The following is a 23,295-nucleotide window of genomic DNA, read 5'->3' on the forward strand; positions in this document are numbered from 1 at the left end:
GTTCAAAGGCCGGTCCCGCGACCGGCCTTTTTTGCTGTCCGCCCGCCCCCCGGCCGCATCCTTAACGCGATGCAAAGGCGCCGATGCTGATATTCCGGTTGCGGGTCATCCTGCCCCGTTGCCGCGGCCCGGGTCTGTGACAAGATGAAAGGCTGCGCCGCCGCTCCGGAAGGCGCCGCCGTCTCCGGCCGGCGCGCGGACGGCCGGGCACGTCGAGGGAGGTGAGCGGATCCAGCTCGCGAGACCGAAGTCATGATGCGTCAATACGAACTGGTCGAGCGGGTGAAGCGCTACAACCCCAATGCCGACGAGGCCCTGCTCGACAAGGCCTACGTCTACGGCATGATGAAGCACGGCAGCCAGAAGCGCGCCTCCGGCGATCCCTACTTCTCCCATCCCCTCGAAGTCGCCGCCATCCTGACAGACCTGCGCTTCGACGACGCCTCGATCGCGGTCGCCCTGCTGCACGACACCATCGAGGACACCGACGCCACCCGCGCCGAGATCGACGGGCTCTTCGGCGAGGAGATCGGCAACCTCGTCGAGAGCCTGACCAAGCTCAAGAAGCTCGACTTCGTCTCCAAGAAGACCGAGCAGGCGGAGAACTTCCGTCGCCTCCTGCTGGCGGTCGCCGACGACGTGCGCGTGCTCATCGTCAAGCTCGCCGATCGTCTCCACAACATGCGCACGCTGCACTTCGTCCCCGAGGCGAAGCGCTTCCGCGTCGCCGAGGAGACGATGGAGATCTACGCCCCGCTGGCCGGCCGGCTCGGCATGCAGGGGATGCGCGAGGAGCTCGAGGATCTCGCCTTCCGGCACATGAACCCGGAGGCCTACCGCACCATCGCCCAGCGCCTGGAGGCGCTCTCCGCCGAGAACCGCGACCTCGCCCTCGTCATCGAGCAGGCCCTGACCGAGAAGCTCGGCGCCAGCCAGATCACCGCCAAGGTCAAGGGGCGCCTGAAGCGGCCCTATTCGATCTTCGTCAAGATGCAGCGCAAGGGCGTCAGCTTCGAGCAGCTCTCGGACATCTACGGCTTCCGCGTCACCGTCGCGACCCTGGAGGAATGCTACCGCACGCTCGGCATCGTCCATTCGACCTGGCCGATGGTGCCCGGCCGCTTCAAGGACTACATCTCGACGCCCAAGCAGAACGACTACCGCTCCATCCACACGACCGTCGTCGGGCCCGGCCGCCAGCGAGTCGAGCTGCAGATCCGCACCGACGAGATGCACCGCATCGCGGAGTACGGCATCGCCGCCCACGCCCTCTACAAGGACGGCGACCGCATCGCGGGCGGGCGCAACATCGCCAACCTGTCCGAGGCCTCGGGCGCCTACGCCTGGCTGCGCGAGACGATCGAGCGGCTGAACGACCCGAACCTCAACCCGGAGGAATTCCTCGAGAACACCAAGCTCGAGCTCTTCCACGACCAGGTCTTCTGCTTCACCCCGAAGGGCAAGATCATCGCCCTGCCGCGCGGTGCGACCCCGATCGACTTCGCCTACGCGGTCCACACGGACGTCGGCAACACCTGCGTCGGCGCCAAGATCAACGGCCGCATCATGCCGCTCATGACCGAGCTCGCCAACGGCGACGAGGTCGACATCATCCGCTCCAAGGCACAGGTGCCGCCCCCCGCCTGGGAGCAGATCGCCGTCACCGGCAAGGCCCGCGCCGCCATCCGCCGCGCCACCCGCGAGGCGGTCCGCAAGCAGTTCGGCGGGCTCGGCCGCCAGATCCTGGTGCGCGCCTTCGACCGCGCCGGCAAGCCCTTCGCGGACCAGACGCTGGAGGCCGTCCGGCACCGTCTCGGCCATTCCTCCGTGCAGGACCTGCTCGCCGCGGTCGGCCGGGGCGAGCTCACCTCCGGGGCCGTGGTCAAGGCCGTGTACCCGGACTACCAGGACGACCGCGTCGGCGCCTCGCCGCGCGCCGGGGCGGGGGAGGGCTGGTTCGGCCTCGGGCAGGGCGGCAAGATGAAGTTCCGCGTCCCGGGGGCGACGGCGGTGCCCGACGACGAGCGCCCGATCCCCATCCGCGGCCTCTCCGGCGACCTCCCCGTCCGCTTCGCCCCGAACGGCGGCGCGGTCCCGGGCGACCGCATCGTCGGCATCCTGACCCCCGGCGAGGGCGTCACCATCTACCCGATCCAGTCCCCCGACCTGAAGGAGTTCGACGACCAGCCCGCCCGCTGGCTCGACGTCCGCTGGGACATCGACCCGGACGACCCGGTCCGCTTCCCGGCCCAGATCGCCCTGACCTCCCTCAACGAGCCCGGCTCCCTCGCCCAGATCGCCCAGGTCATCGCCGACAACGACGGCAACATCGACAACCTCAAGATGATCCGCAAGGGCGCCGACTTCCACGAGATGCTGATCGACCTGGAAGTCTGGGACCTCAAGCACCTCGCCCGCATCATCAACCAGCTCCGCACCAAGCCGATCATCTCGGCGGTGGACCGGGTGAACGGGTGAGGGGATGCCGGGGTCAGTCGTCCGATGCGGGATGACGCGTCGGGGAGGGAGGGAGTTAGTCCCCGCTGCCCACTGACCACGTCCCACCGCCCCCCAACTGGCCACGGCCTAGGCTCCGCCGCTACCCTGCTCCTTGCAGCCGCGCCGCTTGCGCGGCGTTGCCTTGAGGGGAAAACCTTCCCCCAGGTGTCACCCCGGCCATCGAGCCGGGGCCCATTGGCCCTTCGGCGCGGCGAGGCCCTCCGAACCGAAACTCCTCCCACCCGGCGCCGCCAATGGATCCCGGCGCGATGGCCGGGATGACACGCTGGGAGGGCTCGGAGATCTCTCCACTGCCCACTGCCCACTGCCCACTGCTCCCTGCCCACCAGTCTCCATGGCCCGCCGACCACGGTCCCGGCTCCGCCGCCACCCTGCTCCTTGCAGCCGGCGCCGCTTGCGAGGCCGTGCCGCAGGAGGAAAGCCTTCCCCCAAGGTGTCACCCCTGCGCCATGGCCGGGATGACATGCGGGGAGGGCCGTGCTTCAGGTCTCCTGGCCGGGAAACCAGTCCGCGGCGAGGTCGTGCCAGTCGGGGTTCTCCGCTTCGATCATCTGGACCTTCCAGGCGCGCAGCCACCGCTTGATCGCCTTCTCGCGCCAGATCGCCTCCTCGATGTCGTGGTGCATCTCGAACCAGACCAGGCGCCGGCAGCCGTACAGCCAGGCGAAGCCTTTGGTCTGCCCGGTCCGATGCTGGTGCATGCGGGCTTCGAGATCGTTGGAGACGCCGACATAAAGCGTCCCCCGCTTCCGGCTGGCGAGGATGTATACCCAGTAACTCTTGTCCATAAGTGCGCTCCCCCGGCAAGGGACCAGAGGGACGGCGCTTTCGCAAAGCTATTCGCTCGAAGGCATGAATGCTCGATCGGGTGCCCGCGCCCACCCCCTTCACCCTCGACATCCCCCCGCCCACCCCCTATACCGGCGCCCCGGACCCAACCTCCGGAGCCTCCCATGACCCGCGACGAAGTGCTCGACGTCTTCCGTTCCTGCGGGGCGATCCTGGAGGGGCATTTCATCCTGTCGTCGGGCCGGCGCTCGCCCGTCTTCATCCAGAAGGCCCGGGTCTTCCAGTATCCCGACAAGACCGAGATCGTCTGCCGGGCGCTCGCCGAGAAGATCCGCGAGCGGGTCGAGGGGCCGATCGACTTCATCGTCTCGCCGGCGCTGGGCGGCATCGTGCCCGGCTACGAGACGGCCCGCGCACTCGGCGTCCCGGCGGTCTGGGTCGAGCGGGAAGGGGGCGAGATGCGCCTGCGCCGCTTCGAGATCCCGGTCGGCGCTCGCGTGGTCATCGTCGAGGACATCGTCACCACCGGCCTCTCCTCGCGCGAGACGATCGCGGCCCTGCAGGCGGTCGGCGCCGAGGTCGTCGCCTGCGCCTGCCTCATCGACCGCTCCGACGGGGAAGCCTCGGTCGGCGTGCCGCTGATCGCGCTCGCCGGCTACAAGGTGCCCGACTACCCCGCCGACGCGCTCCCGCCCGAACTCGCCGCGCTCCCGCCCGTGAAGCCCGGCAGCCGCAACATCTGACCGTCCGGCCCGGCGCGGCGGTTGCGCCGGTCCGGGGCCTTCCGCGAATCGCACCCGCCCGGCCCGCGGTCCGCGCCAGGATCGCCCGCCGGTTCACGCTTCGATACCAAGTTGCGAAAATCCTGATGGATGACGCCGCCGGACCCCTCCCGGCAGGGAAAGTCCTGTGCCACCATGACCTCATGTCGCGTACCTCGCCCGCCGCATCAGCACTCGGCCGCCTCCGTCGCCTCGTCTTCCCGCCCTGCGGATGGCGCCGCGCGGCCCTCTACCACTGGAAGCGGCTGATCCGCCTGGACGGCACGGCCCACTCGGTCGCCTTCGGCGCCGCGATCGGCGTCTTCGTCAGCTTCACGCCGCTGCTCGGCGGGCGCATCTTCATCGCCGGGGCGATGGCGGCGGGCCTGCGCGCCAGCGTGCTGGCCGCCGTCGCCGGAACCCAATTCGGCAATCCGCTCGTCTACCCCGCCCTCTTCGTCGCCTGTGTCGAGTTCGGGGCCTGGATGCTGGGCGTCGAGGGATTGGGTGCCGCCGACCTGGCCCATCTGCGCAGCGTCCTGGGCCCCGCGCTCCTCGGCATAGCCGTGGCCGGAGGTCTCACCAGCCTTGCCGCCTACGTCCTTGTCCTGAGGGGCGTTCGTGCCTATCAGAGGAAGCGGCGCGCGCGCATCGGGTCGGCGCGCCGGCTCGAGAGGACGGTCCCATGCGCGACGGCGGAGGCGAAGCCCATCTGAGGCTCGGGGTCAACATCGACCACGTCGCCACCATCCGCAACGCCCGCGGGGGCCGCGTCCCCGATCCCGTCCGCGCGGCCCGCCTGGCGGCGGCCGCCGGCGCCGACGGCATCACGGCGCACCTGCGCGAGGACCGCCGGCACATCCGCGACGAGGACATCGCGCGCCTGATGTCGGAGATCGACCTGCCGCTCAACCTCGAGATGGCGGCCACCGAGGAGATGCTGGCGATCGCGCTGCGCCACAAGCCGCACGCCGCCTGCATCGTGCCGGAGCGCCGCGAGGAGCGGACCACCGAGGGCGGCCTCGACGCCGCCGGCCAGTTCGCCCACCTCGCCCCCATCGTCGGCCGCCTGGGCGAGGCCGGCATCCGCGTCTCCCTCTTCATCGAGGCCGATCCGCGCCAGTTCGACGCCGCCCGCGCGCTCGGCGCCCCCGTGGTCGAGATCCACACCGGCCGCTACTGCGACCTCCACAACGACGGGGAGTTCGGGCCGCGCGATCGCGAACTCGTCCGCATCGCGGAAGCCGCGCGCTACGGCCGGTCCATCGGCCTGGAGGTCCATGCCGGCCACGGCCTCGCCTTCGACACTGTCGAGCCGGTCGCCGCCATCCCCGAGCTGAAGGAGCTGAACATCGGCCACTTCCTCATCGGTGAGGCGATCTTCGTCGGGCTGGAGGCCTCCATCCGCGAGATGCGCCGCTGCATGGACGTCGGCCGCGCCGCGGTCCGGGCCTGACCCGCGGGGACATCCCATGATCATCGGCATCGGCTCCGACCTGATCGACATCCGCCGCATCGAGAAGACCCTCGCCCGCTTCGGCGACCGCTTCACCCACCGGGTCTTCACCGAGCTGGAGCGGGCGAAGTCCGACCGCCGCGAGGCGCGCGCCGCCTCCTACGCCAAGCGCTTCGCCGCCAAGGAAGCCTGCTCCAAGGCCCTCGGCACGGGCATCCGCATGGGCGTGAACTGGCGCGAGATGGGGGTCGTGAACCTGCCCTCCGGCAAGCCGACCATCGAGCTGAAGGGCAGCGCCGCCGAGCGGCTCGCGTCCCTGACGCCGGAGGGCTTCGAGGCCCGCATCGACGTCACCATCACGGACGACTTCCCGCTCGCCCAGGCCTTCGTGGTGATCTCCGCCGTCCCGGTCGGGTGGCCGCGCGCAGGCTGAAGGGCCGGGGTCCGGGCCATCGTGGCGCCTCAATCGCCACGTTGGTTGCGGCGCACCGTTACCCGGGCTATTGACGAGCCGACCCCACGAGGTTCCAAGAGGCGCATGAGCGTGTCCACCACCGACAAAAAAGAGCAGGCCGGCGGATTCGGCGAAACCGTCAAGGTCATCATCCACGCGCTCATCCTCGCCCTCCTGGTCCGGACCTTCCTGTTCCAGCCCTTCAACATCCCCTCCGGCTCGATGAAGTCGACCCTGCTGGTGGGCGACTATCTCTTCGTCTCGAAGTATTCGTACGGCTACAGCCGGTATTCGTTCCCCTTCGGCATCGTGCCCTTCTCCGGCCGCGTCTGGTCGGCGGAGCCGAAGCGCGGCGACGTCATCGTCTTCAAGCAGCCCCACGACGGCCAGGACTTCATCAAGCGCCTGATCGGCCTGCCGGGCGACCGGATCCAGATGAAGGCCGGCCGGCTCTACATCAACGGGGAGGCGGTCAAGCGCGAGCCCGCGCCCGACTTTACAGAGACCAACGCGTTCGGGGCCCAGTTCCGCGTCAAGCGCTGGCACGAGACCCTGCCCAACGGCGTCACCTACGACACGCTGGACCTCTACGACAACGGTCCCGCCGACAACACGCCGGAATACCTCGTGCCCGCCGGCCACTACTTCATGATGGGCGACAACCGCGACAACTCCACGGACAGTCGCGTGCTGGACGCGGTCGGCTACGTGCCCTTCGAGAACCTGATCGGCCGCGCCGAGATCCTGTTCTTCTCCATCGAGGAAGGCTCGGCGGTCTGGCAGGTGTGGAAGTGGCCGTGGTCGATCCGCTGGTCCCGCATCTTCGGGACTCTCTGAGGATCCCGCCGCCGATGGATCACCCCCGATGAGCGCCGCCCCGGACGGCCTGGCCGATCTCGAATCGCGCATTGGCTACGCCTTCAAGGACCGCCGGCTCCTGAAGCGTGCGCTGACCCATACCAGCGCCGTCTCGGCCGCCGCCGAGAGCTACCAGCGCCTGGAGTTCCTGGGCGACCGGGTCCTGGCCCTCGCGGTGGCCGACATGGCCTTCGCGGCCTTCCCGAAGGCGGACGAGGGCGAACTCGCCCGCCGCCTGAACGCCCTCGTCAAGCGGGAGACCTGCGCCGAGATCGGCCGCCGGCTCGGCTTCGGCGACATGGTCAGGCTCGGCGCCGGCGAGGCGCAGACCGGCGGACGCAACCGCGCCGCCATCCTCGGCGACGTGGCCGAGGCCGTGATCGCGGCGATCTACCTCGACGGCGGCTTCACGCCCGCCTACGACTTCGTGGTCCGCAACTGGCGCGACTCCATGATGTCGGCCCGCGGCCCCCTGCGCGACGCCAAGACCACGCTGCAGGAATGGGTGCAGGGCCGCGGCCTCGCCGCGCCCGTCTATCGCGAGGTCGGCCGCACCGGTCCCGACCACGACCCGGAATTCACCATCGCGGTCGAGATCGCGGGCGTCGCCGGCGGCGAGGGCCGCGGCCGGTCGAAGCGCGAGGCCGAGCAGAACGCCGCGACCGCCATCCTGGTGCGCGAAGGTCTGTGGACCGACGCCGAGGCCGCGGGGCAGGGCGGCTGACCCCGCCCGCCGCCGCCCTCGCGCCCCGCCGCTCCAGCCTGTAGACTGCCCTCATGTCCCAGCCCACCGCCCAACCGACCCGCGCCGGCTTCGTCGCCCTCATCGGCGCCCCCAACGCCGGCAAGTCCACGCTCCTGAACCAGCTCGTCGGGTCCAAGGTCTCGATCGTCACCCACAAGGTCCAGACGACCCGCAACCTGATCCGCGGCATCGCCCTCCACGACGGCGCGCAGATCATCTACGTCGACACGCCCGGCATCTTCCGCCCGCGCCGGCGGCTCGACCGGGCGATGGTCTCGACCGCCTGGGGCGGGGCCGCCGACGCCGATCTGGTCGCCGTCCTGGTGGACGCCAAGAAGGGCCTCGACGACGGCGCGCTCGGCGTGCTGGAGAGGCTCGGCGATGTGCGTCAGCCCAAGGTGCTGATCCTCAACAAGGTCGACCTCGTCCGCCGCGACACCCTGCTGGCGCTCGCCGCGGAGGCGAGCCGGCACGCCACCTTCGAGGCGGTTTTCATGGTCTCCGCCCTGACCGGCGACGGCGTCCCGGACGTCACCGCCTGGTTCGCCGCCCATGTCCCGGCCGGCCCCTGGCTCTACCCGGAGGACCAGATCTCCGACCTGCCGATCCGCCAGCTCGCCGCGGAGATCACCCGCGAGAAGGTGTTCCTCCGCCTCCACGACGAACTCCCCTACGAGTCCACCGTCGAGACCGAGCAGTGGAAGGAGCTGAAGGACGGCTCCGTCCGCGTCGAGCAGGTCATCTACGTCACCCGCGACAGCCAGAAGCGCATCGTCCTCGGCGAGAAGGGCCAGACCGTCAAGGCGATCTCCATGGCGGCGCGCAAGGAGATCGCCGAGATGGCCGAGAAGCCGGTCCACCTCTTCCTTTTCGTCAAGGTGCGCGAGAACTGGTCCGACGATCCGGAGCGCTACCGCGAGATGGGGCTCGAGTTCCCGAAGGCCTGAGCCGCAGGCGGTTGCGGCGGCAGTGCGACTCGTGCAGTTCTGCTGGCCGAAGGCCCCGGTTTCGCGATGCCCCTGTCGGTCCTCTTCGTCCACAACAACTTCCCCGGCCAGTTCGGCTTCATCGCCCGGGCCCTGCAGGCGCGCGGCGACAAGGTCGCGGCCATCGGGGCGCACACGGCGCCGTTCCTGCCCGGCTTCCCGAGCGCGCGCTGGGAGAACCGGCGCGGCACCACCCCCGGCATCCTGCCCAACGCGGTCCGCGCCGAAGCCGACATGATCCGGGCCGCCGCGGCCGCCAAGGCGGCCCTGGCCCTGAAGGCGTCCGGCTTCGCCCCTGACGTCGTCGTCGGGCACCCGGGCTGGGGCGAGACGCTCTATCTGCGCGAGGTCTGGCCGCAGGCGCGCTTCGTCGAGTACGCGGAGTTCTACTACCGCCTGCGCGGCGGCGATGTCGGCTTCGACCCGGAATTCGAGGTCGACGACCCGGACCGCCCCTTCCGCGTCCACGCCAAGAACGCCACCCTGGCGCTCGCCTACGCGGAGGCCGACCGCATCGTCGCGCCGAGCCGCTTCCAGGCTTCCATGCTGCCCGCGAGCCTGATGGGAAACGTGAGGATCATCCACGAAGGCGTGGACGTGACTCGCATACGCCCGTCCGGCAACCCGACCTTCACGCTCCCCGACGGTCGCGTCCTCGACCGCTCCCGCCCCGTCGTCACCTTCATCAACCGCCGCTTCGAGCCGCTCCGCGGCGCCCATGTCTTCTTCCGCGCGCTGCCCGCCCTCCTCGCCGCCGTGCCCGACGCGGAGGTGGTGCTGATCGGCAGCGAGCAGGGCAGCGGCTACGGCCGCCCGCCGCCGGAGGGCAAGACCTGGAAGCAGGTGCTGTGGGCCGAGGTCGAGGACCGGGTCGACCCGCGCCGCGTGCATTTCGTCGGCCACGTGCCGCACGACCGCATGCTTGCGGCCGTCGATCTCGGTGCCGCCCATGTCTACTTCACCTATCCCTTCGTCGCGTCCTGGTCCCTCTTCGAGGCCATGGCGCTCGAGGCCCTGGTGATCGGCTCGGATACCGCGCCGGTCCGCGAACTGGTCGAGAACGGCCGCAACGGCATCCTGCTCGACTTCTTCGACGTCGACGGCCTCTCCCGCGCCATGATGGACGCCTGCCGCCATCCCGAGGTCTACCTGCCGCTCCGCCGCGCCGCCCGCGAAACCGTCCTGGCCGGCTACGACCGCGCGAAGATCGGCGTCACGCCCTGGCTGGACCTGATCGACGAGGTCGCCGCCCTCGGCCCGCGCTGACCGCCAGCCGCCTGGGAGCGGCGCCGCGGCTGGGCTAGACTGCGCCGATGGAGTGGACCGACGATGCGATCGTGCTCTCGACCCGTCGCCACGGCGAGGCGAATGCCGTCCTGGAGGCGATGACCCGCAGCCACGGCCGCCATCTGGGCCTCGTCCGCGGCGGACGCTCGCGCAAGCTCGCCGCGAGCCTGCAGCCGGGCAATGTCGTGTCGCTCACCTGGCGCGCCCGCCTGGACGAGCATCTCGGTTACTTCACGGTCGAGCCGCTGCGCCATCGCGCGGCTGTCCTGATGACGTCCGCGGTCGGCCTCCATGCGGTCCAGACGCTCGCCGCCCATCTCCGCCTGCTGCCCGAGCGCGACCCGCACCCGGCCCTTCACGATGCCGTCGACGAGGTGCTCGATCGACTCCAGGATCCCGCCGAGGCGGGCGCCCTCATGGTCGTCTTCGAACTGCAGCTGCTCGATGAGCTGGGCGTCGGCCTCGACCTCGGGGCTTGCGCCCTGACCGGCGCACGCGACGACCTCGCCTGGGTCAGCCCGAAGACCGGCCGCGCCGCCGCCCGCGAGGCCGGGGCGCCCTATGCGGACCGCCTCATCCCGCTGCCCCCCTATCTCGCCGCCCGCCCCGGCACCAACTACCCGCCGCCCTCGGCGGCCGACCTCGAGGCCGGCTTCCGGCTGGCCGGCCATTTCCTGGAGAGCCGCGTATGGCACGCGCGCGGCCTCGATCCGCCGCTCTCCCGCGACATGCTGATCCGCGCCATCCGGACTGCCGCTGGCGGGGAGGAATCCTAGGGAGGGTCGGGGCCCGCGCGACGGGGAAGCCTCAAGCCGCCGCCATCGGGGTCTCTCGAGGCTCGACGCCTATCTCAGGGAGACGGCTTGAAGCTCTGGTTGCTGAACGGGGACCGGGTCGGCACCTGGACGACGATGAAGCCCGTGCCGGCCGCCTTATGGCAGGCATTGCATTCCTCGGTGAGGCGCCGGTACGAGGCCTCGAAGGTTTTCGCATCGGCGTTGTCGACCGCCGTGCGAAGATCCGAGAGCACCTGACCCGTCTTGTCGCGGGTGAGCGCGTCCTGGGCGACGGCCGCGGCGTCCGGATAGAGCTTCGCGGCCCGCCCGAGCGTGTCGGACATGCGCTCGAGCTCGTAGGAGGCGAGCTTCCAGTTGCCCAGCCGCTGAGCATACCAGAGCTTGAAATGCCGAAGCTGTGTGATGGTCATGAGGTCGGCCAGGGAGGGCTTCAAGACGTCCTCAGCGGCGGCCGCCGTATGGCCCGGAGCCACGGCGATCGAGACCGCGACAGCGGCAAAGAAGATCCGCCGGTATGTCCCTTGCCAGACCATGGAAGCGCGCCTCCGCTAGAATTTGAATGTGAAGTTGTAAGACCCGGGTTGGCTCGGGTCTACCCGCATTGTCCCGTAGTAACGCGCGGCTTGCCGCGGTCACCGTCCGTCCGCCCCGGCCGGCCCTTGGGGCCTTCGTGGGACGATCGGCTCGACCCGCTTGCGTCTTCCGGCCATCTCCGCTAACGAGAACATATGGGAAACAGGGTGATTCCGCCCGGGGACGGCGACGGGGACGGCGATAAGCCCGGCGGCGAGGTGCTGCCGGTCAATCTGCGCGAGGCGCTCGAGGAGCGCTACCTCGCCTATGCCCTGTCGACCATCATGCACCGGGCGCTGCCTGACGTGCGTGACGGCCTGAAGCCGGTGCACCGGCGGCTGCTTTACGCCATGCGGGCGCTGCGGCTCGATCCGGGCTCGGGTTTCAAGAAATGCGCCCGCGTCGTCGGCGACGTCATCGGCAAGTTCCACCCGCACGGCGACCAGGCGGTCTACGACGCCATGGTCCGCCTCGCCCAGGACTTCGCCCAGCGCTACCCCCTCGTCGACGGCCAGGGCAACTTCGGCAACATCGACGGCGACAACCCGGCGGCCATGCGCTACACGGAGGCGCGCCTGACCGAAGTGGCGGCCCTCCTGCTCGAGGGCATCGACGAGGACGCCGTCGACTTCCGCCCCACCTACGACGGCTCCGAGGAGGAGCCGGTCGTCCTGCCGGGCGCTTTCCCGAACCTGCTCGCCAACGGCTCCTCCGGCATCGCCGTGGGCATGGCGACGTCCATTCCGCCCCACAACGCCTTCGAAATCTGCCAGGCCGCGCTGACGCTGATCGGCCGGCCCGAGGCGACCGTCGAGGAACTGGTCGAGCTGGTGCCCGGCCCGGACTTCCCGACCGGCGGCGTCATCGTGGAGAGCCGTGCCTCGATCCTGGAATCCTACCGCACGGGCCGCGGCGCCTTCCGGGTGCGTGCCCGCTGGACGACCGAGGACCTCGGCCGCGGCACATGGGTCGTGGTGATCACTGAGATTCCCTACCAGGTCGCCAAGAGCCGGCTGATCGAGAAGCTCGCCGAGCTCGTCAACGAGCGCAAGCTGCCGCTCGTCGACGACGTGCGCGACGAGTCGGCCGAGGACGTCCGCATCGTCATCGTGCCGAAGAGCCGCAACGTCGAGCCCGGCCTGATGATGGAATCCATATTCCGCCTGACCGAGCTGGAGAGCCGGATCCCGCTCAACATGAACGTCCTCTCCGGCGGCCTCGTCCCGAAGGTCATGGGCCTGAAGGACGTCGTGCGGGAATGGCTGGATCACCGCAAGGACGTCCTCGTCCGCCGCTCCCGCCACCGCCTCGGGGTCATCGAGAAGCGCCTGGAGATCCTCGGCGGCCTCCTGATCGCCTACCTCAACATCGACGAGGTGATCCGCATCATCCGCGAGGAGGACGAGCCCAAGCAGGTGCTGATGGCGCGCTTCTCGCTGACCGACGTGCAGGCGAACGCCATCCTGGACATGCGCCTGCGCAATTTGCGCAAGCTCGAGGAGTTCGAGATCCGCAAGGAGCACGAGGACCTGACGCGGGAGGCCGCCCAGATCCGCGAGCTGCTCGCCTCCGACGTGCTGCAGTGGAAGCTCGTCGCCCACGAGATCCGCGACGTCGCGAAGACCTTTGGTCCGGAGACGAAGCTCGGCCGCCGCCGCACGACCTTCGCGGAGGCCCCCGGCCACGCCCACGAGGATATCAACCAGGCCATGATCGAGCGCGAGCCGATCACCGTGGTGGTCTCCGAGAAGGGCTGGATCCGCGCCCTCAAGGGCCACGCGGACGACCTGGCGCGCCTCGAGTTCAAGCAGGGCGACAAGCTCAAGATCGGCTTCAAGGCCGAGACCACGGACAAGCTCGTCCTGTTCACCACCGGCGGCCGCGTCTTCACTCTCGACGCCTCCAAGCTTCCCGGTGGCCGCGGGCACGGCGAGCCGATCCGCATCCAGGTCGACATGGACCAGGACCAGGACGTCCTCGACATCTTCGTCCACCGGCCGGACCGGAAGCTCCTCGTCGCTACCCGGGAGGGCAAGGGCTTCGTTTTGCCCGAGGCCGAGGTCGTGGCGCAGACCCGCAAGGGGCGGCAGGTCGTCAACCTCGGCGCCAAGGACGAGGTCCGGCTGGTCCGCCCCGTGCCGCCCGGCGCGACCCACGTCGCCGTGATCGGCGACAACCGCAAGTTCCTGGTCTTCCCGCTGGACCAGGTGGCCGAGATGGCGCGCGGATCCGGCGTGCGCCTGCAGCGCTACAAGGACGGCGGCATCGCCGATCTCAAGTGCTTCGCCGGCGCCCAGGGCCTGACCTGGACGACCTCCGGCGGCTCGACCTTCACGCGATCGCTCGACGAGCTGAAGGAATGGCTCGGCAACCGCGCCGACACAGGCCGCCTGCCGCCGCGCGGATTCCCGGCGACGAACCGCTTCGATCCCTGAGCGTTACCGGTCTAGTCACTTACAACAATATGCATGTGACTGGACGGGCCCCATGCTGCCCGGCTGCGGCACGGCTCCGCCGGCCGCGATCGAGAGGAGACGACGCATGTCGATTTTGAAGCGCGGGCTCAAGGGCGAGCCGGTTCGTATCCTGCAGGGGCGACTCGGCGTGCCCGCCGACGGCGATTTCGGCCCAGCGACCGAGAAGGCCCTGAAGGCGTTCCAGTCCGCCCACGGCCTCTCCGCCGACGGCATCGCCGGCCCGGACACCTTCGCGGCACTCGGCCTGAACGAATTGGTGCTCCTGCGCCAGGGATCGCGCGGCGAGACCGTGAAGAAGCTCCAGCAGGCGCTCGGGCTCCAGGCCGACGGCGCCTTCGGCCCGGCGACCCGCAAGGCCGTCATGGAGTTCCAGGCTTCGAAGGGCCTGGAGGCGGACGGCATGGCCGGCCCCGACACGCTTGCGGCCCTGCCGGCCTTCGCGTCGACCTTCACGGCCGAGACGGTGAAGAAGGCGGAACTCCCGCCCGACCTCAGGGTCGAGATCCCCGAGCCGCTGCCGCCGCTCTCCGGCGCCGACATCGCCGCCGCCGGAGCGGCCGCGTCGCCCGCCGCGCCGAGCGAGGAGCGCCCACCGAAGAAGTCCGTCTGGGCCACGGTCAAGGGTTGGTTCGGCTGAGCCGGCCGGTTCGGCGCGGTCGGAAAGAGTGCCCAAATCGTCCTGTGGATAAGCCGGGTCCGACGCCCGGGACGCAGCGGAAAGTCCTACCCTGGCGTGACTCGGCGGCGCGCGGCGGCGCCGGGTCCAGGGAGGCTCCTGCGATGCCGACGATCGAGATCGTGCTGGGCGACTTCGCGCCCGGCCCCCTGGCGCTCGACCACACCCTCGTCGGGCGCCCCGTCCTGCGGTCTCAGCGGCCCGACGGCTCCGTCGAGACCATCCACCTGCGTGGCCAGGTCGCCGGCTGTGCCGAGCACGACGAGGGCAGCATCTCGGGCTATCTCGCCCGCTGGATGGCGCAGGGCGGCCTGTCGCTCGACGCCGTCGTGGCGGACATGTTCCGTCACGAGCGGCTCTTCGTGGTCGTGCTGGCCGATGGCCGCAAGTTCGTGGCCCGCGCCACGCCCGAGATCGTCGCCGAGTTGAAGACCTGCGCCCGCCCGCCCAGGCGACCCGACGCCGCCCGGCCTTCCGGTCCCGGCACCGCGGCGGTCTCCGCCCCGCCGGTCCCGCCCCGCGCCTCCGGCCTCGCCGCCTGGTGGCGCGCCCGCCCGCCCCAGACCGGCGCCCCGAAGTAGCATCGCGACCGGCGGATGTCCCGGCCGGCCCCATGGTCGACCCCGGGGTGGCGGTCCCTGGAGATATCGCGCCGCTAAGGGCCGTCGGGGCGAAGCGACGTGGATGGGTTCCCGCCAGCCCGTGCGATCTCGGGACGGCTTACCGAGCGGAGAACATCAGCGGCGCGACCAGCCCTGCGGGCTCAGATATTCAAGCGGCTGGAAACGGCGCTTGTAGTCCATCTTGCGGGAGCCGGAGACCCAGTATCCGAGATAGACATATTGGAGCTTGTGGGCCTTCGCGCGGCGCACATGGTCGAGGATCATATAGGTGCCGAGGCCGCGCCAGTCGGGCTCCGGGTCGTAGAAGGAATAGACCATCGAGAGCCCGTCGGAGAGGACGTCCGACAGCGCGGTTCCGAGGAGAGGGCCGGTGCCGCGCCCGTTAATGGCGGTGTCCGGCCCGCGGCGGCGGTACTCGACCACCATCGTGTCGACATGGGTGTCCTCGATCATCATGGCGTAGTCGAGCACCGTCATGTCGGCCATGCCGCCGTCGCCGTGGCGGGCGTCCAGGTAGCGCCGGAACAGGCCGTACTGTTCGGAGGTCGGGGTGGCCGGCATCTCGGCGCCCACCAGGTCCTCGTTCAACCGCATCGAGCGGCGGAAGGACTTGTTCCAGTCGAAGTCCTCGACGCAGATCCGGACCGACACGCAGGACCGGCACCCCTCGCAGGCCGGCCGGTAGGCGATGTTCTGGGAGCGCCGGAAGCCGCCCTGGGTCAGCACGTCGTTGAGCTGCGCCGCCCGTTCCCCGACCAGATGCGTGAATACCTTCCGCTCCTGCCGGCCAGCGAGGTACGGGCAGGAGGCCGGTGCCGTCAGGTAGAATTGCGGTGCATCGACGGGATGTTGCGTCATCGCGGGGCGCGTCGGGTCCAGGCTCGGCGGGCCGCATCCTCCACGCGGCGCACGCGAGGCCCATAATACATGGCCCGATCCGTCGAGGAAGGGATCTTGGCGCCCGTCGGTCTGCCATGCGGGCCTTGAAATCGGACCGTCCCGGGCCACGCCCGCCTCAGCCGTCGAGGTCCGGGCTCTCGCTGCGCTCCACCGTGAAGCCGCGGCCTTCCAGCGCCGCGATGATCTCGTTGGCGTGCCCCCCGTCCCGCGTCTCGAAGACGACGTCGAGCGTCGCCCCCTTGGCCGGCACCTTCAGGAACGTGCGGTGGTGCTCCACCTCCAGGATGTTGCCCCCGAGGTCGCCGATGATCGTCGAGATCTCCCCGAGCACGCCCGGCCGGTCCGGGATGATCATCCGGATGCCGACGATCTTCTCCTCGCGCGCCAGCTCGCGCACCATGATGGAGGAGAGGATGCGCGGATCGATGTTGCCGCCGCACAGGACCAGCCCGACCTTGCGCCCGTGGAACCGCTCCGGCGAGGTCGTCAGCGCGGCCAGCCCGGCCCCGGCCGCGCCCTCCGCCATGGTCTTCTGCAGGGTCAGGTAGGCGTTGACGGCCCGCTCGATATGCACCTCGTCGACGAGCAGCACGTCGTCCACGGCCGCCCGGCAGATCTCGAGCGTCAGCGCCCCGACGTTGCGCACCGCGATGCCCTCGGCGAGCGTCGTGCCGCCCACGTGCACCGGCCGGCCGTTGAGCGCGCACCACATCGCCGGGTAGAGCCGCGTCTCCACCCCGACCACCTCGATCCCGGGCTTCAGCGCCTTCGCGGCGATCGCCATGCCGGCGATCAGGCCGCCGCCGCCGACCGGCACGACCAGCACGTCCAGGCCCGGCTCGGCCGCCAGCATCTCGAGCGCGATCGTGCCCTGGCCGCGCACCACGTGGAAGTCGTCGTAAGGATGGACGAAGACGAGCCCCTTCTCGGCCGCGATCCGCTCCGCGCCCACCTGCGCGTCCGCCACCGACTCGCCCTCGAGCACCACGTGCGCGCCAAACCCGCGGGTCGCCGACACCTTCACGTGCGGCGTCGTCTTCGGCATCACGATCGTCGACGGGATGCCGAGCCGGGTGGCGTGGTAGGCGACCGCTTGCGCGTGGTTGCCGGCCGACATGGCGATGACGCCGCGGCGCCGCTCCTCCGCCGTCAGCGACAGCAGCTTGACGAGCGCGCCCCGCTCCTTGAAGGCGGCCGTCACCTGCAGGTTCTCGTACTTGACCCAGACATCGGCGCCGGTTAGCTCCGACAGCCGCGGCGCCGGCAGGCAGGGGGTACGCATCACGGCGCCTTCGATGAGCCTTGCGGCATCCTCGATGTCGGCGAGGGTCGGGTGGATCATCGGAGGACTCCGCTGGCCGGGGGGCTCGCGGGGTTCTACGCCGGCCGGGCGCCTTGTCAAATGCGGGGCCCGCGCTCCTCGAGCGCCGCGCGCGTGCCGAGGAACCCCTCCGGCTTCAGGACGAGCAGCGCCGCCAGCAGGGAGAACACCGCCGCGTCCCGCCAGACGATCTCGTTATAGGCGGACCAGAAGGTCTCCACGAGCCCGATCGCGATCCCGCCCAGGACCGCGCCGGCAGGCGACCCGATGCCCCCCAGGATCGCGGCGACCAGCGCCTTGAGGCCGATCACCGTGCCCATGTGGAAGCTCGTGCCGCCGTAGTGGGTGGTCAGGATGGCGCCCGCGAGCCCGGCGAGCAGCCCCGACAGCGCGAAGGTGGTGACCAGCACCCGGTCGGTGTCGACGCCGAGGAGCCGCGCCATCCCCGGATCGTCCGACACCGCCCGCCAGTCCCGCCCGAAGCGCGACCGGGAGAGCCACAGGAGCAGGCCGGCGACGAGCACCGAGGACCCGGCCCCCACGAGGAGCTGCATGGTCGTGGCGACCACCTCGAAGGCGCCCTCGGCGAGGAGGTGCGGCTCGCCCAGGATCGGCGGCAGGAAGCGCTCCTTGACCCCCTGCGCGCGCGCCACGAACTCCTGGTAGGCGATCGAGAGGCCGATCGTGGCGACCAGCACGGGCTGCGCCCCGCGGCCGGCCAGCGGCAGGAAGACGAATCGCCCGCCGAAGCGGCTCCACGTCTCCCCGACCGCCGCCGCCACCATGAGCGCGAGCGGGAGCGCCACGGCGGGCGTCCCCAGCCCCGCCGTCACCGCCGCCGCGACCCCGATGAGGCTCCCGTAGGCGCCCAGCATGGCGACGTCGCCGAAGACGAAGTTGATGCGCCCTGTCAGTCCGTAGACGAGCGCGTACGCGATGGCGAGGAGGGCATAGAGGGCCGAGGGCGCGATGGCGTTGACGAGCTGCTGCAGGAAGTAGCCGGTCGCCGGGTCGGCGGCGAAGAGGCCGGTCGGCTGCGCCTCCGGCCCGCGCGCCACGCCTCGCATCGCCTGCCGGACCGCCAGCGGGTCGCCGAGCCAGAAGCGGCGCAGGAGATGGAGCTGCAGCTCCGAGACGAGGCCCTGCGGCGTCTCCACACCGACCAGCGTCTCCTTGCCCGCCTCGAAGCCGACGCCCCCGAACGCGCAGGCGATCGAGGCTTCCACCGGATCGGGCGAGATCCCGTCCGGGTCCGGCCGCAGCGACCGGTAGCGGACGAGCACGTTGCCGGCCCGGCGCGGGTCCGGCTCGACCTTCAGGATCGTGATCGCCGCGCCCGGCGGCTCGATCACCGGCAGCAGGCTCTCGCAGGTCCGCCGCTGCGCGACCTCCACGTCCGCGCATCCCGCGAGGCCGAGGCCGGCGAGCGTGACGAGCCCCGCCGCGCCGAACCGCGTCCGCCGTACCCCGGCAGGACTCACGCCCCGGCCTTCAGCCTCTCGGCGACGACCGGCGCGAAATAGGTGAGGATGCCGTCGGCCCCGGCGCGTTTGAAGGAGGTCAGGCTCTCCATCATGGCGCGGTCGAGGTCGAGCCAGCCGTTCTGCGCGGCGGCATGGATCATCGCGTATTCGCCGGAGACCTGGTAGGCGAAGGTCGGCACCGAGAAGGCGTCCTTCAGCCGGCGGACGATGTCGAGATAAGGCATCCCGGGCTTGACCATGATCATGTCGGCGCCCTCCGCGATGTCGAGCTCGGCCTCCCGGATCGCCTCGTTGGTGTTGCCCGGGTCCATCTGGTAGGTGCGCTTGTCGCCCTTCAGCGTCTTGTTGGTGCCGACCGCGTCGCGGAACGGTCCGTAGAAGGCGGAGGCGTACTTGGCCGTGTAGGCCATGATCTGCACGTCCTGGTGCCCGGAGGCGTCGAGCCCCGCCCGGATCGCGCCGATCCGGCCGTCCATCATGTCGGACGGCCCGATGATGTCCGTGCCGGCCTCCGCCTGGACGAGCGACTGGTGGACGAGCTGGGCCACCGTCTCGTCGTTGACGATTGTCTCCCCGTTCATCAGGCCGTCGTGTCCGTGGCTGGTGTAGGGGTCGAGCGCCACGTCGGTCATGAGCCCGATATGGGGCACCGCCCGCTTGATTGACCGCAGGCCGCGGCAGACCAGGTTCTCAGGGTTCAGGGCCTCGGAGCCGGTCTCGTCGCGCAGGTCCGGGTCCGTGTAGGGGAAGAGCGCCAGGACCGGGATCTTCAGCGCCGCCGCCCGCTCGGCCTCGGCGACTGCGAGGTCGACGGACAGCCGGAACACGCCCGGCATCGAGGCGACCGGCTCGCGCCGGTTCTCGCCGTCGATGAGGAAGATCGGCCATATCAGGTCGTCGACCGTCAGGTTCGTCTCGCGCACGAGGCGGCGCGACCAGTCGGTCCTGCGGTTCCGCCGCATCCGCCGCCCGGCCAGGATGGGTTCGAGGTCGACGGCGAGGCGGGAACGGTGCTCGAAGTTCATGACGGGCGTCCATTTGGCTTGGCTGCGGCGGACTCTAGAGGGTTTCGCGCCGGTCGGAAACGGGACGATTCGCGATGCGGACCGCCGCACGCCGTGCCCGGCGCCGGCATTCCCCGCGGCGTCATCGCAGCGCCAGGGCGGCGGCGAACATCCCCAGTCCGAACACGGTGTGTCCGAGGATGTTAAGGATCCGCACCCGCAGGGCGTCCGGCCGGCGCGACGCGGCGATGCCGGCGCCCATCCCGGGCTGCAGGATGAACCAGCCGCAGCCGATCGTGACCCACCCGACCACGAGGGGCCAGAACGGCGTCGGCGCCTTGATCCAGGCGGAGCCGGCGAGCGCCAAGGTGACGGCCGCGAACAGGATTCCGATCAGGTAGTGCATCGTCCAGCCGACGGCCCTTTCCTGCTCGAAAGGTGCCGCGGCGCCGATGTCCGCATGCGCATAGGTGCCTTGGGCCACATGGCAGAACCAGCGGCCGATCAGTCCCCAGTTCGCCATCGGGATGCCGAGCGTGCGGTTGAGCAGGACCCCCCAGAGATCGAGCGCCGCGGTCGCGACGATGCCCATGGTGGCGGCCCGCAGAAGAAAGTCGGCCATCGGTGTCTCCCCCTCGGCGCGTCTGCAGCGCGCCCGGCCCGACTGTCCGACGCTTTCGCCGGACAATCAATTGCGGAGCGATCCGGAGGCGCCGCTCGCCGTGCCCGCCCTATCCCCCCGGCCAATTGACCCTGCGCCCGCACCTCCCTAGCCTCCGGCGCGACGAGTGGTCAGGCCGGGAGTGCGCCCCCCGTGGATTTCGAGCTGTCCGAAGAGACCCGCGCCATCCGCGACATGGCGGCGAGCTTCGCCGCGGCCGAGATGGCGCCCCATGCGGATGCCTGGGACGAGGGCTCGGTCTTCCCCGTCGAGACGCTCCGCAAGGCCGCGAGCCTCGGCTTCGGCGGAATCTATATCGCCGAGGACGTCGGCGGCTCCGGCCTCGGCCGGCTTGACGCGGCGGTCATCTTCGAAGAACTCGCCCGGGCCTGCCCGTCGACCACCGCCTATGTGTCGATCCACAACATGGCCTGCTGGATGATCGACCGCTTCGGCGCGCCGGAGCTGCGGGCCCGTCTGCTGCCGAAGTTGACCGCCATGGAGCACTTCGCCAGCTATTGCCTGACCGAGCCGAACGCCGGCTCCGACGCCGCCTCGCTGCGCACCCGCGCGGTCCGCGAGGGCGACCACTACGTGGTGACCGGCGCCAAGGCCTTCATCTCCGGCGGCGGCGCCGCCGACGTCTACGTCACCATGCTGCGCACGGGCGGGGAGGGGCCGAAGGGCATCACCTGCCTGGCGATCCCGAAGGACACACCCGGGGTCTCCTTCGGCGCCCAGGAGAAGAAGCTCGGCTGGAAGTCGCAGCCGACTGCCATGGTGAACTTCGACAGCGCCCGCGTGCCGGTCGCCAACCGCGTCGGCGAGGAGGGGGAGGGCTTCCGAATCGCCATGGCGGGCCTCGACGGCGGCCGCATCAACATCGCCGCCTGCTCGCTCGGCGGCGCGGCCGAATGCCTCGATCGGGCCGTGCGTTATACGAAGGAGCGGACTCAGTTCGGCAAGAGGCTAGCCGAGTTCCAGGCCCTGCAGTTCCGCCTGGCCGACATGGCGACCGAGCTCGAGGCCGCCCGCCTGATGGTGCATCGCGCCGCCGCCGCCCTCGACGCCAAGGCTCCCGAGGCGACCCGCCTCGCCGCCATGGCGAAGCGCTTCGCCACCGACGCCGGCTTCGAGGTCGTGAACCAGGCCTTGCAGCTTCACGGCGGCTACGGCTACCTCCGGGACTATGGGATCGAGCGCTACTTGCGTGACCTGCGGGTCCACCAGATCCTGGAAGGCACCAACGAGATCATGCGCCTCATCGTGGCGCGCGACCTGATCGGACGGAGCTGATGAACGAGACGGCCGAGATCCGCTTCGAGCGGCAAGGCAGGGCGGGGGTCGTCACCCTCGACCGCCCGCATGCGCTCAATGCCGTCACGCACGGCATGGTCCGCGCCCTGGACGCGCAGCTGCGCGCCTGGGCGGCCGATCCCGCCGTGGCCCACGTGCTGATTCGGGCGGCCGGCGATAAGGCCTTCTCGGCCGGCGGCGACATCCGCCACCTCTACGACCTCGGCAAGGCCGGCGACCCGACGCAGATCGACTTCTTCCGCGACGAATACCGCCTCAACGTCCTGATCCACCGTTACCCCAAGCCCTTCACGGCGCTGATCGACGGCATCGTCATGGGTGGGGGCGTCGGCATCTCCGTCAACGGCCGCTACCGGGTCGGCACCGAGCGGATCATCTTCGCCATGCCGGAGGTCGGCATCGGCTTCTTCCCGGATGTCGGCGGCACCTGGATCCTGCCCCGCGCGCCGGGCGAGCTCGGCATGTACCTGGCGCTGACCGGGGCGCGGCTGCGCCAGGCCGACGCCCGCTACGCCGGGATCGTGACTCACACCGTCCCGCGCGACCGCCTCGGCGACTTGGCCGCCGACCTCCTGGAGGTCGACGACCCCGCGCCGCTGCTGGCCGCCTTCGACACCGATCCCGGCCCGCCCCCGATCGCCGCGCGCCAGGCGACCATCGACGCCCTCTTCTCCGGGGTCTCGGTGGGCGAGATCCTCAAGCGCCTCGACGAGACCGCCGGGGCGGAGGCCGACTGGGCCGCCGCCACCGCGCGCGAGATCCGCGCCAAGTCGCCGACCTCCCTGGAGATCGCCTTCCGGCAGATGCGCTTCGGCCGCGGCGCCTCCTTCGAGGACTGCATGCGGCTGGAATACCGCATCGTCTCGCAGGTCCTGCAGGGCGCGGACTTCTACGAAGGCATCCGGGCCGTCATCGTCGACAAGGACATGAAGCCGCGTTGGCGGCCGGCCGAGCTCGAGGATCTCGAAATGGCCGACATCGAGGCGCATTTCCTCGCCCCGGACGGCGGCGATCTGGAGGTCGACTGAATGGCGGGCGCAGGCGGGACGGGCGCGATGCGCGGCGGGGGACAGGCTGCGCAGGAGCCGCGGGCGCGCTTCACGTGGCGACTGGGCCTGACCGTCTTCCAGCGGGTCGTCGCCCTCGGGCTGCTCGCCCTCGGGATCGTCCAATGGGGCTACGTGATGGGCGCGGTCGACATCGGCCCGGCGCCCTTCCTGGAACTCCGGCCGCCGGTGCGCAACGCCATCGCGGTGCTGGCCGCCGCCGACCTGGTGGCGGCGATCGGCCTGTGGTTCTGCGCCGCCTGGGGCGCGGCCTTCTGGTTCATCATCGCCATGACGCGCACGGCCCTGCACACGGCCTTCGCGGAGGTCCATGGCGCACAGCCGGTCGAGGTCGGCATCGAGGTCGCCCTGCTCGCCGTCTTCCTGGTCCTGCAGGTCCTCAGCCGTCGCGAGGCGCGGGCCGAGGAGAAGGCGAGCCGTCAGCGCCGGCGCCAGACCCAGTCCGCAGCGCCGCCCGTGGCCGGGGAGCCCGCAGCCGGCCGGTGACGTCAGTCCGTCCGGGTCGAGCGCCCGGGCCTATTCTCTGGGGGAGTTCCCGT

General features: G+C 70.6%; 23 protein-coding genes. 16 read left to right on the forward strand and 7 right to left on the reverse strand.

The genetic code is table 11. From position 1 onward, the window contains the following. Window positions 1–252 precede the first annotated feature (252 nt). Window positions 253–2,478: a RelA/SpoT family protein gene (locus tag WBG79_RS09790; protein ID WP_337356919.1), complete on the forward strand. Its 2,226-nt coding sequence runs from the start codon at window positions 253–255 to the stop codon at window positions 2,476–2,478. A gap of 524 nt (window positions 2,479–3,002) precedes the next feature. On the opposite strand, the gene WBG79_RS09795 is transcribed toward WBG79_RS09790, so the two are convergent. Beyond that, window positions 3,003–3,308, reverse strand: a complete 306-nt coding sequence (locus WBG79_RS09795) for a GIY-YIG nuclease family protein (RefSeq protein ID WP_337356920.1) — start codon at window positions 3,306–3,308, stop codon at window positions 3,003–3,005. 165 nt (window positions 3,309–3,473) lie between these two features. Between WBG79_RS09795 and pyrE the strand changes: the two genes are divergently transcribed. From pyrE to recO, 9 genes are all read left to right on the forward strand, one after another. Next, window positions 3,474–4,052, forward strand: a complete 579-nt coding sequence (gene pyrE, locus WBG79_RS09800; protein ID WP_337356921.1) for an orotate phosphoribosyltransferase — start codon at window positions 3,474–3,476, stop codon at window positions 4,050–4,052. Window positions 4,053–4,234: 182 nt separating this feature from the next. Beyond that, window positions 4,235–4,786, forward strand: coding sequence for a DUF2062 domain-containing protein (locus WBG79_RS09805; RefSeq protein WP_337356922.1), 552 nt, complete (start codon window positions 4,235–4,237; stop codon window positions 4,784–4,786). Further along, window positions 4,756–5,526: a pyridoxine 5'-phosphate synthase gene (locus WBG79_RS09810; RefSeq protein WP_337356923.1), complete on the forward strand. Its 771-nt coding sequence runs from the start codon at window positions 4,756–4,758 to the stop codon at window positions 5,524–5,526. The genes WBG79_RS09805 and WBG79_RS09810 overlap by 31 nt, the downstream gene beginning before the upstream one ends. Window positions 5,527–5,542: 16 nt before the next feature. Further along, window positions 5,543–5,959 carry a holo-ACP synthase gene (gene acpS, locus WBG79_RS09815; RefSeq protein WP_337356924.1) on the forward strand — a complete coding sequence of 139 codons (417 nt, stop codon included), beginning with the start codon at window positions 5,543–5,545 and terminating at the stop codon, window positions 5,957–5,959. 105 nt (window positions 5,960–6,064) lie between these two features. After that, window positions 6,065–6,817: a signal peptidase I gene (lepB, locus tag WBG79_RS09820; RefSeq protein ID WP_337356925.1), complete on the forward strand. Its 753-nt coding sequence runs from the start codon at window positions 6,065–6,067 to the stop codon at window positions 6,815–6,817. 28 nt (window positions 6,818–6,845) lie between these two features. After that, window positions 6,846–7,562: a ribonuclease III gene (gene rnc, locus WBG79_RS09825; protein ID WP_337356926.1), complete on the forward strand. Its 717-nt coding sequence runs from the start codon at window positions 6,846–6,848 to the stop codon at window positions 7,560–7,562. A gap of 53 nt (window positions 7,563–7,615) precedes the next feature. Next, window positions 7,616–8,530 carry a GTPase Era gene (era, locus tag WBG79_RS09830; RefSeq protein WP_337356927.1) on the forward strand — a complete coding sequence of 305 codons (915 nt, stop codon included), beginning with the start codon at window positions 7,616–7,618 and terminating at the stop codon, window positions 8,528–8,530. A 66-nt stretch (window positions 8,531–8,596) separates the two neighbouring features. Next, a complete protein-coding gene (locus tag WBG79_RS09835) occupies window positions 8,597–9,835 on the forward strand; it encodes a glycosyltransferase (RefSeq protein ID WP_337356928.1) in 1,239 nt (412 codons plus the stop codon). A gap of 47 nt (window positions 9,836–9,882) precedes the next feature. Beyond that, window positions 9,883–10,632: a DNA repair protein RecO gene (gene recO / locus WBG79_RS09840; RefSeq protein WP_337356929.1), complete on the forward strand. Its 750-nt coding sequence runs from the start codon at window positions 9,883–9,885 to the stop codon at window positions 10,630–10,632. 74 nt (window positions 10,633–10,706) lie between these two features. Here recO and WBG79_RS09845 read toward each other — a convergent pair whose 3' ends face one another. Further along, entirely contained in the window at window positions 10,707–11,186 is a 480-nt protein-coding gene (locus tag WBG79_RS09845) for a hypothetical protein (RefSeq protein WP_337356930.1), read from the reverse strand. A gap of 195 nt (window positions 11,187–11,381) precedes the next feature. Here WBG79_RS09845 and parC point away from each other — a divergent pair, with 195 nt between their 5' ends. From parC to WBG79_RS09860, 3 genes are all read left to right on the forward strand, one after another. After that, window positions 11,382–13,661, forward strand: coding sequence for a DNA topoisomerase IV subunit A (gene parC / locus WBG79_RS09850; RefSeq protein ID WP_337356931.1), 2,280 nt, complete (start codon window positions 11,382–11,384; stop codon window positions 13,659–13,661). Window positions 13,662–13,767: 106 nt separating this feature from the next. Beyond that, complete coding sequence (locus WBG79_RS09855; protein WP_337356932.1) at window positions 13,768–14,340, forward strand: peptidoglycan-binding domain-containing protein; 573 nt, start codon at window positions 13,768–13,770, stop codon at window positions 14,338–14,340. Window positions 14,341–14,483: 143 nt separating this feature from the next. Further along, complete coding sequence (locus tag WBG79_RS09860) at window positions 14,484–14,960, forward strand: hypothetical protein (RefSeq protein ID WP_337356933.1); 477 nt, start codon at window positions 14,484–14,486, stop codon at window positions 14,958–14,960. 156 nt (window positions 14,961–15,116) lie between these two features. Here the strand turns inward: WBG79_RS09860 and WBG79_RS09865 are convergent, their stop codons facing one another. The 5 genes from WBG79_RS09865 to WBG79_RS09885 all read right to left on the reverse strand — a co-directional run bounded on the left by WBG79_RS09865 (window position 15,117) and on the right by WBG79_RS09885 (window position 20,333). After that, window positions 15,117–15,860, reverse strand: coding sequence for an arginyltransferase (locus tag WBG79_RS09865; RefSeq protein WP_337356934.1), 744 nt, complete (start codon window positions 15,858–15,860; stop codon window positions 15,117–15,119). A gap of 157 nt (window positions 15,861–16,017) precedes the next feature. Further along, a complete protein-coding gene (locus tag WBG79_RS09870) occupies window positions 16,018–17,244 on the reverse strand; it encodes a threonine ammonia-lyase (RefSeq protein WP_337356935.1) in 1,227 nt (408 codons plus the stop codon). 56 nt (window positions 17,245–17,300) lie between these two features. Next, entirely contained in the window at window positions 17,301–18,704 is a 1,404-nt protein-coding gene (locus WBG79_RS09875; protein WP_337356936.1) for a branched-chain amino acid ABC transporter permease, read from the reverse strand. After that, window positions 18,701–19,732, reverse strand: a complete 1,032-nt coding sequence (gene hemB / locus WBG79_RS09880) for a porphobilinogen synthase (RefSeq protein ID WP_337356937.1) — start codon at window positions 19,730–19,732, stop codon at window positions 18,701–18,703. Before hemB ends, WBG79_RS09875 begins: the two co-directional genes overlap by 4 nt. Window positions 19,733–19,853: 121 nt before the next feature. Next, complete coding sequence (locus WBG79_RS09885) at window positions 19,854–20,333, reverse strand: DUF2938 family protein (protein WP_337356938.1); 480 nt, start codon at window positions 20,331–20,333, stop codon at window positions 19,854–19,856. Between the two features lie 192 nt (window positions 20,334–20,525). On the opposite strand from WBG79_RS09885, the gene WBG79_RS09890 reads away from it, so the two are divergent. Genes WBG79_RS09890 through WBG79_RS09900 form a run of 3 tightly spaced genes read left to right on the forward strand, consistent with a single transcriptional unit; the run spans window position 20,526 to window position 23,242 of the window. Beyond that, entirely contained in the window at window positions 20,526–21,668 is a 1,143-nt protein-coding gene (locus WBG79_RS09890; protein ID WP_337356939.1) for an acyl-CoA dehydrogenase family protein, read from the forward strand. Continuing rightward, entirely contained in the window at window positions 21,668–22,717 is a 1,050-nt protein-coding gene (locus tag WBG79_RS09895; protein WP_337356940.1) for an enoyl-CoA hydratase/isomerase family protein, read from the forward strand. The genes WBG79_RS09890 and WBG79_RS09895 overlap by 1 nt, the downstream gene beginning before the upstream one ends. Next, on the forward strand, window positions 22,718–23,242 hold the full coding sequence (locus tag WBG79_RS09900; RefSeq protein ID WP_337356941.1) for a DUF6163 family protein: 525 nt from the start codon (window positions 22,718–22,720) through the stop codon (window positions 23,240–23,242). Window positions 23,243–23,295 lie beyond the last annotated feature (53 nt).

It is taken from the genome of Prosthecomicrobium sp. N25 (assembly GCF_037203705.1).
GTDB lineage: Bacteria > Pseudomonadota > Alphaproteobacteria > Rhizobiales > Ancalomicrobiaceae > Prosthecodimorpha.

What these genes read in the sequence shown, in the direction of transcription:
- WBG79_RS09870 (WP_337356935.1), bottom strand. Translation starts at nt 17,244, where the DNA reads ATGATCCACCCGACCCTCGCCGACATCGAGGATGCCGCAAGGCTCATC.
- lepB (WP_337356925.1), top strand. Translation starts at nt 6,065, where the DNA reads ATGAGCGTGTCCACCACCGACAAAAAAGAGCAGGCCGGCGGATTCGGC.
- era (WP_337356927.1), top strand. Translation starts at nt 7,616, where the DNA reads ATGTCCCAGCCCACCGCCCAACCGACCCGCGCCGGCTTCGTCGCCCTC.
- parC (WP_337356931.1), top strand. Translation starts at nt 11,382, where the DNA reads ATGGGAAACAGGGTGATTCCGCCCGGGGACGGCGACGGGGACGGCGAT.
- WBG79_RS09885 (WP_337356938.1), bottom strand. Translation starts at nt 20,333, where the DNA reads ATGGCCGACTTTCTTCTGCGGGCCGCCACCATGGGCATCGTCGCGACC.
- acpS (WP_337356924.1), top strand. Translation starts at nt 5,543, where the DNA reads ATGATCATCGGCATCGGCTCCGACCTGATCGACATCCGCCGCATCGAG.
- WBG79_RS09860 (WP_337356933.1), top strand. Translation starts at nt 14,484, where the DNA reads ATGCCGACGATCGAGATCGTGCTGGGCGACTTCGCGCCCGGCCCCCTG.
- WBG79_RS09895 (WP_337356940.1), top strand. Translation starts at nt 21,668, where the DNA reads ATGAACGAGACGGCCGAGATCCGCTTCGAGCGGCAAGGCAGGGCGGGG.
- WBG79_RS09795 (WP_337356920.1), bottom strand. Translation starts at nt 3,308, where the DNA reads ATGGACAAGAGTTACTGGGTATACATCCTCGCCAGCCGGAAGCGGGGG.
- WBG79_RS09805 (WP_337356922.1), top strand. Translation starts at nt 4,235, where the DNA reads ATGTCGCGTACCTCGCCCGCCGCATCAGCACTCGGCCGCCTCCGTCGC.
- WBG79_RS09835 (WP_337356928.1), top strand. Translation starts at nt 8,597, where the DNA reads ATGCCCCTGTCGGTCCTCTTCGTCCACAACAACTTCCCCGGCCAGTTC.
- WBG79_RS09810 (WP_337356923.1), top strand. Translation starts at nt 4,756, where the DNA reads ATGCGCGACGGCGGAGGCGAAGCCCATCTGAGGCTCGGGGTCAACATC.
- WBG79_RS09855 (WP_337356932.1), top strand. Translation starts at nt 13,768, where the DNA reads ATGTCGATTTTGAAGCGCGGGCTCAAGGGCGAGCCGGTTCGTATCCTG.
- WBG79_RS09790 (WP_337356919.1), top strand. Translation starts at nt 253, where the DNA reads ATGATGCGTCAATACGAACTGGTCGAGCGGGTGAAGCGCTACAACCCC.
- WBG79_RS09845 (WP_337356930.1), bottom strand. Translation starts at nt 11,186, where the DNA reads ATGGTCTGGCAAGGGACATACCGGCGGATCTTCTTTGCCGCTGTCGCG.
- hemB (WP_337356937.1), bottom strand. Translation starts at nt 19,732, where the DNA reads ATGAACTTCGAGCACCGTTCCCGCCTCGCCGTCGACCTCGAACCCATC.
- WBG79_RS09900 (WP_337356941.1), top strand. Translation starts at nt 22,718, where the DNA reads ATGGCGGGCGCAGGCGGGACGGGCGCGATGCGCGGCGGGGGACAGGCT.
- WBG79_RS09865 (WP_337356934.1), bottom strand. Translation starts at nt 15,860, where the DNA reads ATGACGCAACATCCCGTCGATGCACCGCAATTCTACCTGACGGCACCG.
- pyrE (WP_337356921.1), top strand. Translation starts at nt 3,474, where the DNA reads ATGACCCGCGACGAAGTGCTCGACGTCTTCCGTTCCTGCGGGGCGATC.
- rnc (WP_337356926.1), top strand. Translation starts at nt 6,846, where the DNA reads ATGAGCGCCGCCCCGGACGGCCTGGCCGATCTCGAATCGCGCATTGGC.
- recO (WP_337356929.1), top strand. Translation starts at nt 9,883, where the DNA reads ATGGAGTGGACCGACGATGCGATCGTGCTCTCGACCCGTCGCCACGGC.